The organism is Lactimicrobium sp. (genome assembly GCF_036453465.1).
GTDB lineage: Bacteria > Bacillota_I > Bacilli_A > Erysipelotrichales > Erysipelotrichaceae > Bulleidia.
The window spans coordinates 26,897-43,685 of sequence record NZ_JAZHUW010000018.1 but is presented as its reverse complement, the minus strand read 5'-3'; the positions used below and the strand labels follow the sequence as shown (position 1 = coordinate 43,685).

13 protein-coding genes and 1 pseudogene are annotated in these 16,789 nt (G+C 49.3%); 9 read left to right on the top strand and 5 right to left on the bottom strand.

Going from position 1 to position 16,789, the window contains the following annotated elements; translation table 11 throughout:
* Nucleotides 1-248 precede the first annotated feature (248 nt).
* Both SOI44_RS06100 and SOI44_RS06095 read left to right on the top strand, forming a co-directional pair.
* The gene (locus tag SOI44_RS06100; RefSeq protein WP_331348337.1) at nucleotides 249-407 is read left to right on the top strand and encodes a hypothetical protein; all 159 of its coding nucleotides are present in this window, start codon (nucleotides 249-251) and stop codon (nucleotides 405-407) included.
* A gap of 117 nt (nucleotides 408-524) precedes the next feature.
* On the top strand, nucleotides 525-3,050 hold the full coding sequence (locus tag SOI44_RS06095; protein ID WP_331348336.1) for an MBL fold metallo-hydrolase: 2,526 nt from the start codon (nucleotides 525-527) through the stop codon (nucleotides 3,048-3,050).
* Between the two features lie 83 nt (nucleotides 3,051-3,133).
* Here SOI44_RS06095 and SOI44_RS10405 read toward each other — a convergent pair.
* Nucleotides 3,134-3,517 (bottom strand): annotated as a pseudogene (locus SOI44_RS10405) (M15 family metallopeptidase); the annotation flags it as partial.
* A 450-nt stretch (nucleotides 3,518-3,967) separates the two neighbouring features.
* On the opposite strand from SOI44_RS10405, the gene tmk reads away from it, so the two are divergent.
* The 7 genes from tmk to SOI44_RS06055 all read left to right on the top strand — a co-directional run bounded on the left by tmk (nucleotide 3,968) and on the right by SOI44_RS06055 (nucleotide 10,336).
* The gene (gene tmk, locus SOI44_RS06085; protein ID WP_331348334.1) at nucleotides 3,968-4,594 is read left to right on the top strand and encodes a dTMP kinase; all 627 of its coding nucleotides are present in this window, start codon (nucleotides 3,968-3,970) and stop codon (nucleotides 4,592-4,594) included.
* Nucleotides 4,587-5,576: a DNA polymerase III subunit gene (locus SOI44_RS06080; RefSeq protein WP_331348333.1), complete on the top strand. Its 990-nt coding sequence runs from the start codon at nucleotides 4,587-4,589 to the stop codon at nucleotides 5,574-5,576. The genes tmk and SOI44_RS06080 overlap by 8 nt, the downstream gene beginning before the upstream one ends.
* On the top strand, nucleotides 5,560-6,765 hold the full coding sequence (gene ricT / locus SOI44_RS06075; protein WP_331348332.1) for a regulatory iron-sulfur-containing complex subunit RicT: 1,206 nt from the start codon (nucleotides 5,560-5,562) through the stop codon (nucleotides 6,763-6,765). The genes SOI44_RS06080 and ricT overlap by 17 nt, the downstream gene beginning before the upstream one ends.
* Complete coding sequence (gene rsmI / locus SOI44_RS06070; protein ID WP_331348331.1) at nucleotides 6,762-7,613, top strand: 16S rRNA (cytidine(1402)-2'-O)-methyltransferase; 852 nt, start codon at nucleotides 6,762-6,764, stop codon at nucleotides 7,611-7,613. The genes ricT and rsmI overlap by 4 nt, the downstream gene beginning before the upstream one ends.
* Nucleotides 7,614-7,689: 76 nt before the next feature.
* Nucleotides 7,690-8,412, top strand: coding sequence for an FHA domain-containing protein (locus SOI44_RS06065; RefSeq protein WP_331348330.1), 723 nt, complete (start codon nucleotides 7,690-7,692; stop codon nucleotides 8,410-8,412).
* Between the two features lie 48 nt (nucleotides 8,413-8,460).
* Nucleotides 8,461-9,780 (top strand): zinc ribbon domain-containing protein, encoded by a 1,320-nt coding sequence (locus tag SOI44_RS06060; RefSeq protein ID WP_331348329.1) that lies wholly within the window; start codon nucleotides 8,461-8,463, stop codon nucleotides 9,778-9,780.
* Nucleotides 9,767-10,336 carry a hypothetical protein gene (locus SOI44_RS06055; protein WP_331348328.1) on the top strand — a complete coding sequence of 190 codons (570 nt, stop codon included), beginning with the start codon at nucleotides 9,767-9,769 and terminating at the stop codon, nucleotides 10,334-10,336. The genes SOI44_RS06060 and SOI44_RS06055 overlap by 14 nt, the downstream gene beginning before the upstream one ends.
* Before the next feature lie 14 nt (nucleotides 10,337-10,350).
* On the opposite strand, the gene SOI44_RS06050 is transcribed toward SOI44_RS06055, so the two are convergent.
* The 4 genes from SOI44_RS06050 to SOI44_RS06035 all read right to left on the bottom strand — a co-directional run bounded on the left by SOI44_RS06050 (nucleotide 10,351) and on the right by SOI44_RS06035 (nucleotide 16,789).
* Nucleotides 10,351-11,715, bottom strand: coding sequence for an MATE family efflux transporter (locus SOI44_RS06050; RefSeq protein WP_331348327.1), 1,365 nt, complete (start codon nucleotides 11,713-11,715; stop codon nucleotides 10,351-10,353).
* 11 nt (nucleotides 11,716-11,726) lie between these two features.
* Entirely contained in the window at nucleotides 11,727-12,602 is an 876-nt protein-coding gene (locus SOI44_RS06045; protein ID WP_331348326.1) for a histidinol-phosphatase HisJ family protein, read from the bottom strand.
* On the bottom strand, nucleotides 12,599-13,579 hold the full coding sequence (locus SOI44_RS06040) for a hypothetical protein (protein ID WP_331348325.1): 981 nt from the start codon (nucleotides 13,577-13,579) through the stop codon (nucleotides 12,599-12,601). The genes SOI44_RS06045 and SOI44_RS06040 overlap by 4 nt, the downstream gene beginning before the upstream one ends.
* Nucleotides 13,580-13,657: 78 nt before the next feature.
* Nucleotides 13,658-16,789, bottom strand: coding sequence for a UvrD-helicase domain-containing protein (locus SOI44_RS06035; RefSeq protein ID WP_331348324.1), 3,132 nt, complete (start codon nucleotides 16,787-16,789; stop codon nucleotides 13,658-13,660).

Here is a 16,789-nt window from a genome sequence, read left to right as displayed (position 1 = left end):
GGCACATCCTTTCAGATACTATTCTATCTGAAAATATTATACTGTAGTGTCATGTATTAAGCTACTCATTAATGCTCAATTTAATTCGTGCGTTATCCTTATCTTTCTTATAGTTTTTCATCTGGATGCCTCCAGATGATGCTGTATCACTAATAGATGCTTGATCTCAATGGGACATTTTCATTAAACGATCGTGGGACATTTTCATTTGCTTATGACACCATGAACCTTCTGTGCTGGAAGTACAGATGGAGATGAAACCAGAAGATCAGCTGGCTGTCCGGAAACTTATTCAGCGTCCTGATTATCATTTTTATCCGGAAGTCAGAGTCATGCATTTCTACAAAACAGAATATGGTGTCATCTGGGGACTGACCGGTGAGATTCTTTACCGCATGACACATTGAAACATCTTTGCTTACAGAACAAGTGAAACAGTATGCGGAACTGCTGCGGTGTTCTCTCTGGATTTGAAAAACAGCAGCACGTCATCATGGTAGAATGAAACGCAGTGGAGGAAACACATGAAATTCGTATTTGCCGGAGGTGCCAGAGAAGTTGGCGGCAGTTGTATTTTTGTCAAACTGAAAGAGAAGGGAATCCTGTTGGATGCAGGCATTCATCAGTCTGCTTCAAAGGATCCGCTGCCTGATTTTCAGGCTGTCCAGGAAGCTGGCAGTGTGGATGCCATTCTTGTCTCTCATGCCCACATGGACCATACCGGATCCCTTCCAGTCATTTCCAAGGCATATCCGCTGGCAAAGATCTATATGACACCGATGACCATGGATCTCACCCGGATCTTACTGGCAGACAGTCTGAAACTCATGAACCGGGAACAGGGCAGTGTGCCTTTATACAGCCAGGAAGATGTCGATGCCATGATGGCAAGAGTTGTACCGGTTCCGTTTGAAACACCATGTGAGATAGAAGAAGACATCACTTTCACCTTCTATCCTGCCGGCCACATTGCCGGGGCGGCCTGCATTTATCTGACGACACCGGAAGGCTCTATCTTCTATTCAGGTGATGTTTCCGGCTTTGCACAGGAGACCATTGAAGGCATCCGGATTCCCAGGCTCCGTCCGGATATCGGCCTGTTTGAGTCAACCTATGGCAATAGACTGCATGCCAACCGGCAGGGTGAGGAGCAGAAACTGATTGATACCGTCAGTGAAGCAGTGACAGCTGGTAAGAAAGTGCTCATTCCTTCCTTTGCTTTAGGACGCGCCCAGGAAGTGCTGCTGATTTTAAGCCGGGCTATGACAAAGAAACAGATTCCCAGGGTGCCGGTCTATGTGGATGGCATGGTCAGGGACATGACAGCTGCCTATCTTTCTCATCCAACCGATCTGCGCGCCATCATTGCCCGCAAGATCATGAAGGGAAACAATCCTTTTTATCATGATGAAATCCAGCCCGTGGATCAAAGCATCAACAGAGAGGAACTTGTACATCAGAAAGGGCCTGCTGTCTTTGTGGCAAGCTCAGGCATGTTAACGGGCGGGCCAAGTGTCACTTATGCAAAGAGTCTTGTACCGGATGAAAATGCTGTCATTATCATTACCGGCTATCAGGATGAAGAAGCTCCCGGCCGCACCCTGCTGAATATGATGCATCAGGAGGATGAGAAAGAGAAAACAGCGGTGATTGATGGCACGCTGCTGCCGGTGAAGTGCAAGGTAGTGCAGGTTGGCCTGTCTGCACACTCTGACAAATCGGAACTGATGGCACTGATTGAAAGGCTTGGCTGCCATCAGATCATTCTGGTTCATGGTGATGAAGATGCCATGCAGGCATTAGGCACAGAACTTTCCAGTGATCTGCGCAATCATGTCTATCAGCCTTCAACCGGCACATCACTGGAGTTTACCCTGCACCATCCCCGCCATCAGGTATCTTTCCATCTGGAAACCATGCATGGCACAGATATTACAGATCCAGCGCAGCAGAAAGCACTCTATGATTTCTGGCAGGATAAATATCCCTTCCGTACATTTACGATCCAGGATCTGTATACACTGTACACAGGAACTGTCGTTTCGATCGAAAAGAGTACAGCAGAACAGAAAGAAGCACTGGATCATTTTAAGAAAGAGATTGAATCTTCTGTTTATTTCAGCCGGGATGCCAGAAGAATGTTTCTGTTCCGGCGCAATAATGAAGCTGAGATTGCAGAAATAACAAAGAAGAAAGAGCCTGCCATGCAGGATGTGCAGGCAGAAATAGCGGGACTGCTGCCTCAGGGCAGTTATCGAAAGCTTGGCTATTACCAGGATGAAAAGGTGGTGAAGATCATCTGCGACTATCCGGATGCCTTTGACAGGAAACTGCTGCAGAAAACAGACGATACCATCTTCCATGATACCGGCTGGCATGTTTCTTTGAATGAGGCCATGAATCATCAGGCAGCGGATATTCTGCTACACAATCTGTTTGCCGGCAATGTGAAGAAGATTTCCTACTATGAAGATAAGAAGGAATATGTGGTGAATCTGCTGGATGAATCAAAGGCCGATCCATCTCTTTCTGCCTTGTTTACAAAGACAACCGGCTGGAAGCTGTCATTCGGGGCTTCTTCTGCAGAGCCTGTTTCAGCAGAAAACAGACCAGCAGTGCAGGATGACATGATGATTCTAAGTGAAGGCAGAAAGCCTCTGGAACAGAATGCAGCTATCACGTTGATCAATGCTATGTTTGCAAATGAAAAAGCAAAGCCGTACAAGATCGGCATCAAGACCATTGCCGGTGTGCGCTGCTTTGAAACTGCCTTCCTGTCTCCTCAGCTTGGTCTGACCCAGAAGAATCTTTTGCAGAAGTGTGCCAATGATACGGGCTGGAATATTCATATTGCTCCAGGTGTGAATCAGAATGCCATTGCCATCCTGCTGGCACAGCTTTGTGCACAGTATGGCATTTCCCTGCAGAAGAATCCTTCGTATCTGGCAGCTGAAAAGACGATGGAAATCAGGACGGGGCAGGATATTCCTGAGGAAATGAAAGACCGGTTCCATCAGGAAACCGGTCTGTATCTGAGAAAGAAAATTTAGCTGTTGTAGTCACCGCCGGAGATGCCGAAATATTCTTCAAAGGAAAGATCGGGATCAATGTTATGCATGGCAGTGGCGGTATCGACACCGACATAGCGGTAATGCCATGGCTCATAGTCATAGCCCGTGATGTCGGTTTTTCCTTTGGGATAACGCATGATAAACCCATACTGATAGGCATTGTTATACAGCCATTTGCCGGCATCGGTATTGATGAAGCTCTTGTCACAATAGGTACTCTCATCATCCCCGTTGAGATCCGCTGCCAGACCGGTCTGATGATCAGAATAGCCCGGCCGGGAAGAAATGGAATCCGCATAGGCCGTACCATCCGCATCAACATACTGATTGTACAGGGTGACCTGCAGATCATAGGAGCGGTATCCCGATCCAAGTGTCAAGGTAATGCCATCCTGTGATGCCGCCGCAAACATGTTCTCCATAGCGGTGGCAGCTTCATCCCGCATCACAGCATTGTTATAGATCTGGGCTACATTGACATAGCGCACATCTTCAGGTGCATAGCCCGAAGGCAGAGGATGTTTCTTATTGGCACAAAACAGGATACTGGTGGGATCTGTCAGCCGGGTATCATTTTCCGGATCGGTGGATGCCGGTGTAAAGACAGCGGCAGGACTGGATGATGCATCAGTGGATGCGGAAGCTTCTGGTGTTTCTGATGTTTCTGCACTGGAAACAGCAGAAGCAGCACTCTGTTTATGATGCATTGTATCCACAAGGGAAACAATGCTGGCCAGGATCAAAGCTATCACGGCTATTACGACAACCAGGCGCTGATAGCGCAGATGTCTTTTCTTTCTACGGTATTTCATGCCCCGACATGATAGCACAGAAATGTTTGTCAATGCAGGCAGACAGTACAAAGATTGAAAACGGCATGTGGTATAATTTCTGCGATGAAAAAGGGACTGTTTATTACATTGGAAGGACCGGATGGCTCCGGCAAGACAACGGTATCCACAAAAGTTGTGGAATCTTTGCAGAAAAAGGGTTATCAGGTCATGTATACAAGAGAGCCGGGAGGCAGTGAGATTGCAGAGAAAATCCGCAGTATCATTCTGGATCCGGCCAATACGAAGATGGATGCCCGTACGGAGGCACTGCTGTATGCAGCCAGCCGCCGCCAGCACCTTGTTGAGATTGTTTTACCGGCATTGGAACAGGGCATTACCGTGATCTCTGACCGTTTTGTGGACTCTTCCCTGGCATATCAGGGCTGCGGCAGACAGATTGGCATTCAGGAAGTCTATGATATCAACCTGTTTGCGACCGGCGGCAGAATGCCGGACCGCACCTACTTTCTCAATGTGCCGGCTGAGGTAGGTCTTGCCCGCATTGCCAGCCGGACCTATCTTGACCGTCTCGATCAGGAGAACCAGGCTTTTCATCAGCGTGTCTATGAAGGCTATCAGAAAGTGATTGCCATGTACCATGACCGCATTGAAGTGGTGGATGCCACCCGTGATGCGGATACTGTCGCAGCAGATGTGGAGGCCCGCATACTGGGACTGCTCAATGGTTAAAGAGCTTTTGCGCAAGATGGAGCCGGTTGTGTATGAGGCATTGAACAATGCCTGTACCAGCGGCAGAATCTCACATGCATGGCTGTTTGCAGGCCCGCCCGGCACTCCTAAGAAAGAAGCTGCCATTCTGCTGGCCCAGAGTCTGTTCTGTGAGAAAAGCAATGGCCTTGCCTGTGAGCAGTGTGAAGAATGCCAGCGGATTGCCAGTAACAGCCACATGGACTTTGCTCTGCTGGATGGTGCAAAGAAGGCCATCAGTAAGAATGATATTGATGAATTGCAGAGGCGCTTCTCTTTGACAAGTGCAGAAAAGGGAAACGGAAACCGCTGCTATGTGATCCTGAATGCGGAAAACAGTTCATCTGCTGCCATGAACAGCATGCTTAAATTCCTGGAGGAGCCAGGTGAGGGCTTAACAGCAATACTGACAACCGATAACATCGGCAGATTGTTACCAACGATCATCAGCCGCTGTACGGTGCTCTCCTTCCGGCTTCCCGGTGCTGACTATTACCGGCAGATCGGGGAAGAACATGGCATGCAAAAGGATGATATTGCCCTGCTTTCCCGGCTTGTCAAAAGCCCGGAAGAGATGCTGGCAGCACCAGCCTCTGCCCCCTGGCAGAATGCGGTATCCATGTTTCAGCAGTATCTTGGCAAGAACGGACCTTTTTCAGAACTGCTGGTGGATTATGACATCAGCTATCGTCAGAGTGAGAAAGAGGATGGCATTGCCATGGTGCAGTATTTCCTTGGCCTGCTGGATCTGTATGCCCATGATGTGATTCTGAAAAATCATGAGGGCCCGAAGTGGTATACAGATGCCCTGGCAGCTGCCCGTGGCAGGCAGGATGACTATGGCCGGCTGATCATCATCTGCAATCAGCAGAAAGAGCGCTGCAATAAGTTCAATGATGTGAACTTACTGATGGCGCAGACATATGAAAGACTGGAGGATTTTAAACGTGAGTCAGGAACTTAAGGAAACCAAAGAACCTGCAGAATCGGTGAGCTATACATACACGGTGCCGGTGCGCTTTGAAGCATCGGGCAGGCCGTACTCCTTTGGCACAGAGAATGCCGAGATTCACAAGGGAGACAATGTTGTGGTGGAAACACAGCAGGGCCTGGAGCTTGGCACTGTTGAGGCAGATGCCGTGGCGGTATCGAAGTATGGCCTGCGTATGCCGACCCGCCCCATTATCCGGGTAGCAACATCACGCGATCTGCGCATCAATGAAGAAAACAAGCGGGAAAATGACCGTGCCTTTGCCATCTGCAAGCAGGAAATTGAATATCTCAAGCTGGATATGAATCTGCTCAGTGCCCAGTACACCCTGGACAGATCCAAGGTGCTGTTTGTCTATCTGTCTGAGCAGCGGGTGGATTTCCGCGAACTGCTGAAGAAGCTTGGCAGCCGGCTGCACTGCAGGATTGAGCTGCGCCAGATCGGTGAGCGTGATAAGGCCCGCATGGTCGGCGGCATCGGCATGTGCGGCATGGAATGCTGCTGCAGAAGATTCAAGAGCAGATTCGATGTCATCTCCATCAATATGGCCAAGAACCAGCTGCTGGCCTTGAACATTGATAAGCTTTCCGGCATGTGCGGCAAGCTGATGTGCTGTCTGAAGTATGAAGACAATGATTACAAGGAAATGACCGCCGGCCTGCCCAAGATGGGATCCCAGGTGGAATATGAGGGTGAGATTTACCGTATTACCAATATGAATGTGATGTCCAATGAGGCAAAGCTGGAAAATCATGAAAATACGGTCTTTCTGACTCTGGATGAGCTGCGGGAAAAGGCCATCCCGCGCAAGGGTGTGGTCATGCAGCACAAAAAGGATGATCCCAACCATCCTGTCCACAAGAATATCATTCATGTCGGTCAGCATCCTGAGCATAAGGAAGCACTGCATACAGAAGCCGCACATGAAAGACCATCACGCAATGGTGATGGCAGGATGGCATCCCGCCGCCGTGAGACCAGTGGCAGTGAACCAAGCAGAAACAATAATCGTACAGAAGTACGTACGTTTGGCCGCCGCAATAAGAATGAACAGGCAGGCAGACCTGCCGCCAAGGCAGCACCAAAGAATACAGAAAGAAAACCTGCTAAGAATGTGACGGTACGTACGTTTGGCCGCCGCAAGAAAGAGGAGAACGCGTGAAACGCCAGAAGTCGTTTGAGGAGGATGGCCCAAAGCTCTATCTGGTGCCGACTCCCATTGGCAATCTGAATGAGATGACGCCAAGGGCATTGGAAGTGCTGTCAAAGGCAGATGTGATTGCCTGTGAGGATACCCGGACAAGCGGGCAGCTGCTGCACCATTTTGGCATTCCCAGCCGCCTGATTGCCTATCAGAACTTCAATGAGGATACCAGTGCCAAAGGCATCATCAAGCTGCTGCAGGAAGGCAATACCGTTGCTTTGATCTCTGATGCCGGCTATCCATTGATCAATGATCCTGGACAGAGACTTGTCAATGAGGCAGTCAATGCCGGCTTTCCCGTCATTCCTGTTTCCGGCTGCTCGGCCTTTCTGGATGCCCTTGTCGCATCGGGATTAAAGGCACAGCCATTCTTGTTTGTCGGCTTTCTGCCGCCATCCCACAATGATCGAATCAAAGCCCTGCAGATGTATCAGAACTATCCGATGACATTGATCTTTTATGAAGCACCCCATCGGATTGAACGGATGTTAACGGATGTTCTTGCTGTGCTGGGAAACCGGCAGGCCGTGCTGGCCAGGGAACTGACCAAAGTGCATGAGGAATTCCTGAGAGGCACCATTGAAGAACTGCTGGAAGTCTGCCCCACGTTAAAGGGTGAGATGGTTCTGATGGTGGAAGGTGCAAAGCAGGAAGAAGTCCAGGTCAGTGATGAGGATGTTCGAAAGTATGCCAATGCGCTTGTGGAACAGGGCATCAGCCGCTCGGATGCGGTGAAACAGACAGCAAAGAAATTCAATCTGGCCAAGAACCGTGTCTATGAGCTTGTGCATGGTGATCCGCAGTAGAAGTAAGCAGAATAGTGAAATTGCGCCTGTTTGATGTAAAATAAGGAAGAATTTAGCAAGCGAAAGGAATAGATCTATGAGTGCTATACTGTCTGATCCGACCCTGGTCAAAGCATTGCTTGTTGTGCTGATTGGCATGATTGTGGTGCTGAGTGTGGCGGTGGTTGTTCTGGCCGTCAAGAAGAACCAGATCGTTTATGTAGAGAAGGAGACGCCGGCGTCACCTTCATTATCATCGTCTTCATCATCTTCACGTACAGTACGGCCTGTGCATGCCGCCGCAGCTGCACCAACCGCCACGGCTGCTCAGCCGCTGGTGCTGAACAAGGCACAGCCGAAGGATGACCTGGATCTGATGCAGTTCAAGAACCCGCATGCGGATGAGGATGAGGCAATGGAGACAAACGTTGTGCCTTCCATGCACAACCAGCCTTCCAGCCGTATCCCTCAGCAGCAGGACGAGGACCAGCCCGTCAGCCAGGCCATCACGGGTGTATCTTTGACCATCATGATCGGTCAGGCCAAGACAGAAGTTTCGGTAAGAAATTTCCCATGTCTGCTTGGCAGAGAAGCAGATGTCTGTGATGTCATCATCTCAGAACCGGCGGTATCCCGCCGTCATGCCAAGCTGCTGCTCGAACATGGCGAAGTCTTTGTCGAGGATGTATCGGAACATAATGGTACATTCCTGAATGATATGAAACTGCCGCCGCTTGGCAGAGCAAGACTGCATACGGGCGATCTGATCACCCTTGGCAGAGCCCATATCCGGGTCAATGCCTGGCTGTATAACGAATAACCCGGAATTCCGGGCTTTTTTGGATCATTGGGGAAAAGGAGATTAACCATGAAGAAGTGTATCAAGTGTCAGGAAGAAATTGCCGATGATGCGGCTTTCTGCCCGTTCTGTGGAACCAAACAGCCAGAGAAGGCAGAACCATCTGAAACAAAAGCAGATACAGAAGAGGTAACAGCAGAAGAAACGACAGAAACAAAGCCGGCAGAACCTGAAAAGACAGAGACTGCCACACAGGAAAACACTGCAGCTGAAGAAACAGCAAAGACAGCAAAACCGGATAATACTGCTGCAGAAGAAACAGCAGAAACGAAGGAAACAGAAGCTCCGGAAAAAGCTGCTGAAGAAAAGAAAGAAATAGAAAAGACGCCTGCAGAAGAGCCGGCAGAGACAAAGCCGGCAGAGCCTGAGAAAGAAGAGGCAGCAGAGACAGCCGCACAGGAAAACACTGCTACAGAAGAGACAGCAGTACCAACAGGTACAGAAGAAACTGTGGAAGCAGCAGAGCCAAAAGAAACAGAAGCAGCTGCTGAAGAAAAAACAGAGCCAGAAAAAAAGCCGGCAGAAGAAACTGCTGAGACAAAGCCTGCTGAAGAAAAAAAGCAGGAAGAAAGCAAGGAAACTGCTGAGGCACAAAAGAAAGATACAGAGCCTGCCGCAGATGATAATCCACAGGAAGAAAAGAAAGAAGCTTCGGCACCAAAGGAAAAAATCGAAGAGAAAAAAGAACAGGCAGAAGAAAAGATCAAGGAAACGGTTGAAAAAGTGAAGAAAGAACGTCCGAAGGCGGATGTTGACTGGAAGTCGTATCTGATGCCGTTCTGGGAAGTAATCAAGGATCCGTTTGCGGCTGTCTCTCTGCCATGGGTGGATGCTGGCATTGCCATTCTGCTTTCTTTGATTGTCAATACATGGCTGACCAGATCCTTTGCCGTTAGTGCTCTTGAGTTTGTGCTGCAGGCAGTAGGAAGAACGGATATCAATGTGTCCATTGCCATGAACAACATGGGCTATACCTTCTCTTCCTTCTTTCAGTGCGGCATGGTCATGACCGTGATTGTGATTGCCTTCTTGTTTCTGGCGCGCTTTATCAGTGAGCGCAAGACAGCTAATGCAGGGGCCATTCTACAGGAAATCTGCGGTTCCGTGTTCTTTACAAGCCTGCTGGCTCTGTTAACAATCATCTTCTCTGCTATCACACCAGTGCTTGGCACCTTCGGCGTGCTGTGCCTGCTTGTTTATGAAGTGCTGATCCTGCATCAGGATATGAAGAATACCAACGGCTGGCTGCAGCTGATTATCCTGACACTCTTCCTGATCCTGCAGGTTCTGGCTGTTTATCACATGATGCCGACCAATGCCTGGTTTTAAGATGCAGGAAGGAACGGGAATCCCGGTTGTCTGGATCGGCAAAGATCCAGAAGAAATACCCGTTTCCAATCCAATCCTGTTTGTCTATGACTTTGACTGGGATGCCTGTTTATCCCCATGGCCGTCACCCAAAGTGTTTAAAAAAGGCAATGACTTTGCCGGCGGCGCAGATGCATTTCTGGATGTGATCAAACCACATCTGCCAGAAAAGAGCATCATTGCCGGCTATTCTCTGGCTGGTTTGTTTGCCCTGTACGCTGCCACGAAAGAAAACTGCTTTGCCGGTGCTCTTTGTGCTTCTGGCTCCTTGTGGTATCCGGGCTGGATTGACTGGCTCAAAGCACACCCCATCCAGGCAGAGGCAGTATATCTTTCGTTAGGAGATACAGAAAAAAACAGCCGCAATCCGGTTCTTGCGTCTGTTGAAGAGAAAACAGTGGAAACACAGAAGTATCTGTCTATGACACATACCTTTGTGAAGGAGCCTGGCAGCCACTTTGCGGATGATACACCGCGTGTGGTACATGGTATTCAATGGCTGAACAGCGTGCTTTAGCGGCACGCTTTTTCTTATGCTGTCTGTGTTCTGGTCAGGTTCTGCAGCCATTTGTAATGATAGAAGTGCACCATGACCCAGGGAATCTTGCCGACTTCATCCAGGCATGTGCAGGCATAGACTGCCAGAATGGGCCAGTGGAAAAGGAAAGCGCCTGCCAGTGCGGTTGGGATGGCAATGCACCACATGGTTACAATGAGTGAATGGATATCAAACTTTGTATCACCGCCGCCGTCAAAGATGCCGTTGATCATGATCGTGTTAACACATCTGCCGATCATGTAGAACGATGTGATTACCAGCATGCCGATGAGGTACTTTCTGGCCATGCCGGTGAGCTTGTAGAACTGCAGGACAGCTGGGATAACAGCCAGGATGAGAATGGCTGTCATAAAGCCGACCAGGAAGCTGATCTTCATGATTCTTGTGCCATAGTCTTTCGCTGTATCCATGTGATTCTGACCGAGTTCATTGCCAAGCACAACACCGGCTGCACCGGCAATACCGTTGCACATACAGCAGGCAAGATCTCTGACAACTGCCGCAACACTGTTAGCGGCAGCGGCATCCTGGCCAAGGTGCCCCATGATGGCGGTATAGGAAGTAAAGCCAATGCCCCAGAGCAGTGAGGCAAACAATACCGGCAGGGAAATGCGGGCAAAGTCTTTGGAGAGAAGCTTGTTTCTGTGAAACAGAGAATGCCAGCGGGGATGCAGATAGCCGTCTGATGAAGAAAGGGCGATGGACCAGATGAGCTCAATGATTCTGGAAATCAGGGTGGCAATGGCAGCGCCTCTTGCCCCAAGCACCGGGAAACCAAGCAGGCCAAAGATCAGGATCGTATTGAGACCGATGTTGATCAGAACGGTCACTGAGGAAATGGTGGCTGCGGCTCTGGCATGGTCACTGACTTTCATCATCATCTGGAAACTCTGCGAGATGGCCACAAGGAAATAAGACCAGCCGGCAATGCGCAGATACTGACAGCCGATTTCTTTCAGCGTCGGGTCGTTGGTAAAGAAATCCATGAGAATGCCTGGTGAAAAGACACAGGCAATTCCAAACAGCAGATCAATCAGCACGGACAGCCTGAGCATGATGTGGAAGATATCCGTCATGGCATCCATGTCCTGTTTACCCCAGTACTGGGCTGCCAGGATGGAACCGCCGGCAGTGATGGCTGAGATAAACATGGTCATGACAAACTGCACCTGGGTTGCCAGTGATACAGCAGACATGGAATTCTGGTCCAGACGGCCAAGCATGATGGCATCTGCTGCTGCCACTGCTGCTAACATCAGACTCTGTAAGGCCAGAGGCAGAGCCAGTGAGAACAGCTTATGATTGAAGACAGAATCCGAAAACAAGCCTTTTTTCATCCTCTGCTTCCTTAGTCCTCAATCTCATGGAAGATAGGTTTCATATGGTCAAAGGTGCAGAACTGTGTCAGGCCGATCTCTTCTTTGACAATCTTTCTGGCTTCTTTGAAATGATCACCAAGATACTTTGTGCTGTGGGCATCTGAGCCAAAGGTAAAGATCGTGCCGCCAAGATCTTTATAGAGTCTGAGAATCCTGCGGCAGGGCTGGGTATCTTTGAGGCCATAATGCCAGGAAGACGTGTTGATCTCAATGCCTTTGCCATCCGCAATGGCCTGTTTCAGAATCGCTGCAATGATATCCTCTTCCTTCTCAAACGGATATGGGCCGGCAGGATCATAGCGGGATAACAGGTCCAGATGGGCAAGAACACTGTAATGCTTGAAGTTCTGCTGCACATGCAGAATCTCTTCATAATAGGCATCATTGTATTCCTTCTGGCTCTTTCCCTGGAAATAGTCTCCATTCCAGAATTCTTTATCGTCTACCTGGTGCATGGACAGCATTACAAAGTCGAGATCATTCTCATACTTTGCATACAGCTTTTCGTAATCAGGTATGGTATGGGTCTGAATGCCAAACTCAAGGCCTGCTTTGACGGCAATCTTTCCCTGATATTTCTTCTGCAGATCATGCAGTTTTTTGAAATACCGGGGATAGTTCACATTGGCAAGAGGATCCTGCTCTTCTTTGGAAGAATTGATGCCATCCCCGCCCCGGTAAAGAATGCCTCTTGGATCATCCCAGTCACGCTTGATGCCGTAATCCACATGATCTGTAAAACACATCTCATCCAGGCCAATCGCAATGCCCTGTTCAATCTGGTTCTCCATCAATTCCCGGGAATCATCCGAGAACTCACAATGCAAATGATAATCCGCAATCATCTTTCCTCTCCCATCTTCCTGTTTTTCAGGATATCTCTTCCGATTTCATATAAGCCTGTCCATAACAGGCTGTCTTTGTCTTTGACGTGAACAAGCTGAATATGAGGATCCAGCTGCAGGCCAAAGGATGCCGACTGGATATCTTCTTTGATCAGATCACTTGTCCAGGCAATCAGATCCGGATCCAGCACCGCGGCAATCGCACCAATGCTTTCGGCTAACATACGGGCAGGATCCCTCTTTGTCGTCTCTTTCTTCTGATCCTCTGTTCCCCAGGGCAGATAGCGCATCTCACCAGCCTGATGGCTTGTGCCATTGTACAAACGGCCATGAATCACAATGCCGCAGCCAATCATCTCCGCAGCCGGCTGAAACACAAGGGCAGCTGTATCCACATCCGGAATCTTGTGCACCAGCCCGATGCACATTGCATTGGCATCATTCTCATTCACCCACTGCACACCTTCCAGTTCCGGGATGTCATGCAGATCCGTATTGGCAAGCAATGGCAGATCACAGACCCCGATCGTGCCATGCATACAGACACCTGGTACACTGATGGCAAGTACTGAAATCTGCTGATCTTTCTCTAGCAGTGTTGCAAGGGCATGTCTGAGATCCTGTACGCTGCCTGTTTTTGATGACAGTTTCTGCTGTAACACAAGCTTTCCATCCAGCTTTCTGCTCTCAATCTCAAAGCAGAAATCATCTCCATTCCGTATACATGCCAGCATGCCAATATGACAGTACTCCGGATTCAGCTGATACTGCTTGGCATGGCGGCCGGTGCGTGAAGGCACATCTGCCACATACAGGATCTGTCCGGACAAAAGCAATTCCTTGAGAATATTGGCCATGCCGCCAGTAGAAATCCCACACATGGCACACAATTCCATCCTGGTATGACATCTTCCATCAAAGAAGATTTTCCGTACAGTTTCGATATCATCCTGTTTCAGCTTCGTATTCCGATTCATTCGTCAACCTCTGACGAAATGATTATACGCTCTTTTTTTCCTCTTGCAACAAAAGAAAAGCACTGCCTGCACAGTGCTTCAGAATACGATGAAGTCTTCATTATGGAAGGAATAGCCATAGGTTTCAATGGCTCTGTCTGGATACAGGATTGCCAGTGCTCTTCGATACGTATCAATCTGTGCCTGGTATCTCTTCCTGATTTCCTCATTGGCGGCATCATCTGTCTTGAAATCAATCATGATGACCTTTTCACTGTTTTCTGCCACAAAGTCCATGGCACCGGTAATCGGCTGCCTGTCTGCCTCATCAATGACATAGAAGGAATATTCTTTGTGGATATTCATCTGCAGGCATTGCTTGTAAAGAGCAGTGTTGGCAAAGTGGACAAGTTTAAGCTTGTCAGCAGGCATCAGATCATCTTCATGGATGTCCTCAATCGTCCAGACTTTGTTTTCCAGTGAGGCAATGGTTTCATGCATGAGGGTGCCGTAGGCCTTGCCGGATTCATGGCTTGTGCGGGACAGCGGCGGAATGCTTGTATATTCCGTGTCACTTGGCCGCAGGGCAGCTGCCATCGTCTCTGTAACAGACATGTGCGGCAGCTCACTTGGGTATACCGTTTTCTTCTTTTTCAGCCTGGGAACGGCTGCCAGTGACTCATGATGCACTTCAAAGTAAGGCCCGTCCTTCATCGCTGCCAGAATCAAACCGCTCATGCCCCGTCTTGATGCAATGACGCCTCTAGTCAATGTGCGGCTGTAATCCCGCTTTGGCTCACTGTCCACAATGAACAGACGCTGCTGCGGCCTTGTCAAAGCAACATACAGCAGGCGGATAAACTCCTCCTGATCTTCCAGATTGCAGGCATGGGATACCGCCAGCTGCTGTACGGTTGGCCGTTTCAGACGGGTGTTGATATCCATCCAGCCAAGGCCCAGTTTCAGCTCATCATGAATGATGATGGGTGCTTTATCATCCTGGAAGCGGTTCTGCGAGTCGGACCACAGAAAGACGATCTTGTACTGCAGGCCTTTGGACTGATGAATCGTGCATACCCGAACGACATCATCATCCGTGCCATGAGACAGTGCTTCACTGGATTTCTCATCGGCGCCATTGCGCATCATCACCACAAAGTCATACAGACCCACCGGCTGTCTGGCATTGATCTTCTGACACAGGAAGTCAAAGTTGGCCTGATCTTTGTCAGAAAGAAGATTATAGAAATTGTTTGTCTTTGCAATCTGATCCATCATGGCGGGAATGCCATCTTTTTCTGCTGTCTGCCGCAGTCTGGCAAACAGATCAAACAGTTCAGGATGGGCTTCTTTGACACCCTGTACAAGCGTTTTATGCCCGGTTTTCATTCTGGCAAGCTCTTCATCGGAAAACTGACAGAAGGCACTTGTCAGCACCGTTGTCATACTGATCGCATCTTCCGGATTCAGCATCCACCATGCCATGGCCTGAATCAGCTGACAGAGATCGGACTTCCAGAAACCCTCCCGGGCATCAATGTCATAGGGAATCCCGGCATCATCAAAGGCATTGCGCAGGGGAATCTTGCTGGCATGGGAACGTACCAGCACGGCAAAGTCAGAAAACGGATGGCCTTCTTCATGCATAGAGGCAATATGGCTGGCAATCCAGGCAGCCTTTAACTGCTTGGCATCCTCATTCTCTTCATCAGAATCTTCATCTCCCTGTGCTTCCGGAGAAGACACAAAGGTAAAGATGACCGGTACCGGTTCTTCTTCCTGCTCTTTGCGGCCAATGGCGGCCTTATCATCTTCCGTATAGCGGTCATGCATGCCTTCCACATTCATCAACGATCCAAACAGGATGTTATTAAACGTGACAATGCTCTCCATGGAACGGAAGTTGTGACGCAGGGTAATATGCTTTTCTTCAGGGTCCTGCAGGCATGCCCGCATCAAAGCAGGTCTTGCACTGCGGAAACGATAAATCGACTGTTTGACATCGCCTACCCGGAACACATTGTCTTTTTTAGCCACGGCATTGATGATTGCATTCTGCAGGGTGCTTGTATCCTGAAACTCATCCACCATGATCTCATCATAGCTGTCCCGGATGCGGCCGGCTGTTTCACCATGATCTGCCTGCAGAATCGCCAGCACATAGCGCTCCATATCCGCAAAATCCATGCATGTATTGGCTGCTTTCATCCGGGCAAACGTATCAGCAGTATTCTCACACAGGTCCAGGAAATCACTGACAACGGGCACCATGTCATTGGCATCGGAAACAAGCGTGCTTTCATCAATGGCACCGGTTAAGAGATCCTTGATGCGGGCATTGAAGTCTTTGCGCAGCCCGTCATAGGGCAGATTCTTTGTGGAGGCACTTGTTTGCAGTAATGCCAGTGTTTCCAAAGAGGAAAGATACAGGCCCCAGCTGTGATGATGCAGGGCATCCAGGATATTCTGAATGCCATTGCGCACACCCTGCAGTGTCTTTGGATCTACTTTTTCATCCCCCTGGGCTGCGGTTTCCATCTGGTCCAGCAGATCATTGAGATTGGATACCGAAAGAATCATGCGGTCAAAGAACGCAGACAGAATATCAGGATCAAAGTCAGACAGGGAATTGACATGGCTGTATTTATCACGGCAGTCACGATAGAAAGCAGCGGGATCATAGGCAGACTGGGCATGGGTATTGACACTGTTTACTGCCTGTTCCAGGGCGCTGTAATCTTCACTGCGGGCTGAAAACATGGTGGCAAGACGGTATGCCTTGTCTTCCTCCATCGCACCAAGACACGTACAGAACGCTTCATGTGACATCACCTGTCGGCTGCCTTCATCCAGGACATTGGTACATACAGCCGGGTCAAGACCAATCACTGCTGCATATTTCTGAATGATGGCAAGACACCAGGAATCAATGGTAGTAATCTGGGCAGCAGATAAAGCTATGAGCTGATCACTGATCCAGTTTTTTTCTTCCGGTGTCTTCGCATCCGCAAGATGCTGGCTCAGTCCCCCGGCCAGACGGGATTTCATTTCCTGGGCAGCAGCCTTGGTAAAGGTCATGGCCAGGATTCTTTCCAGCGGCACATGGTCCACCAGGCACCGTTTCAAAAGGCGCTCTACAAGCACACTTGTCTTGCCGGCACCAGCCGATGCCGACACAATCACACTGATGCCGGTTGTATCACGGGCATCCATCTGCTGTTCATCCAGCAT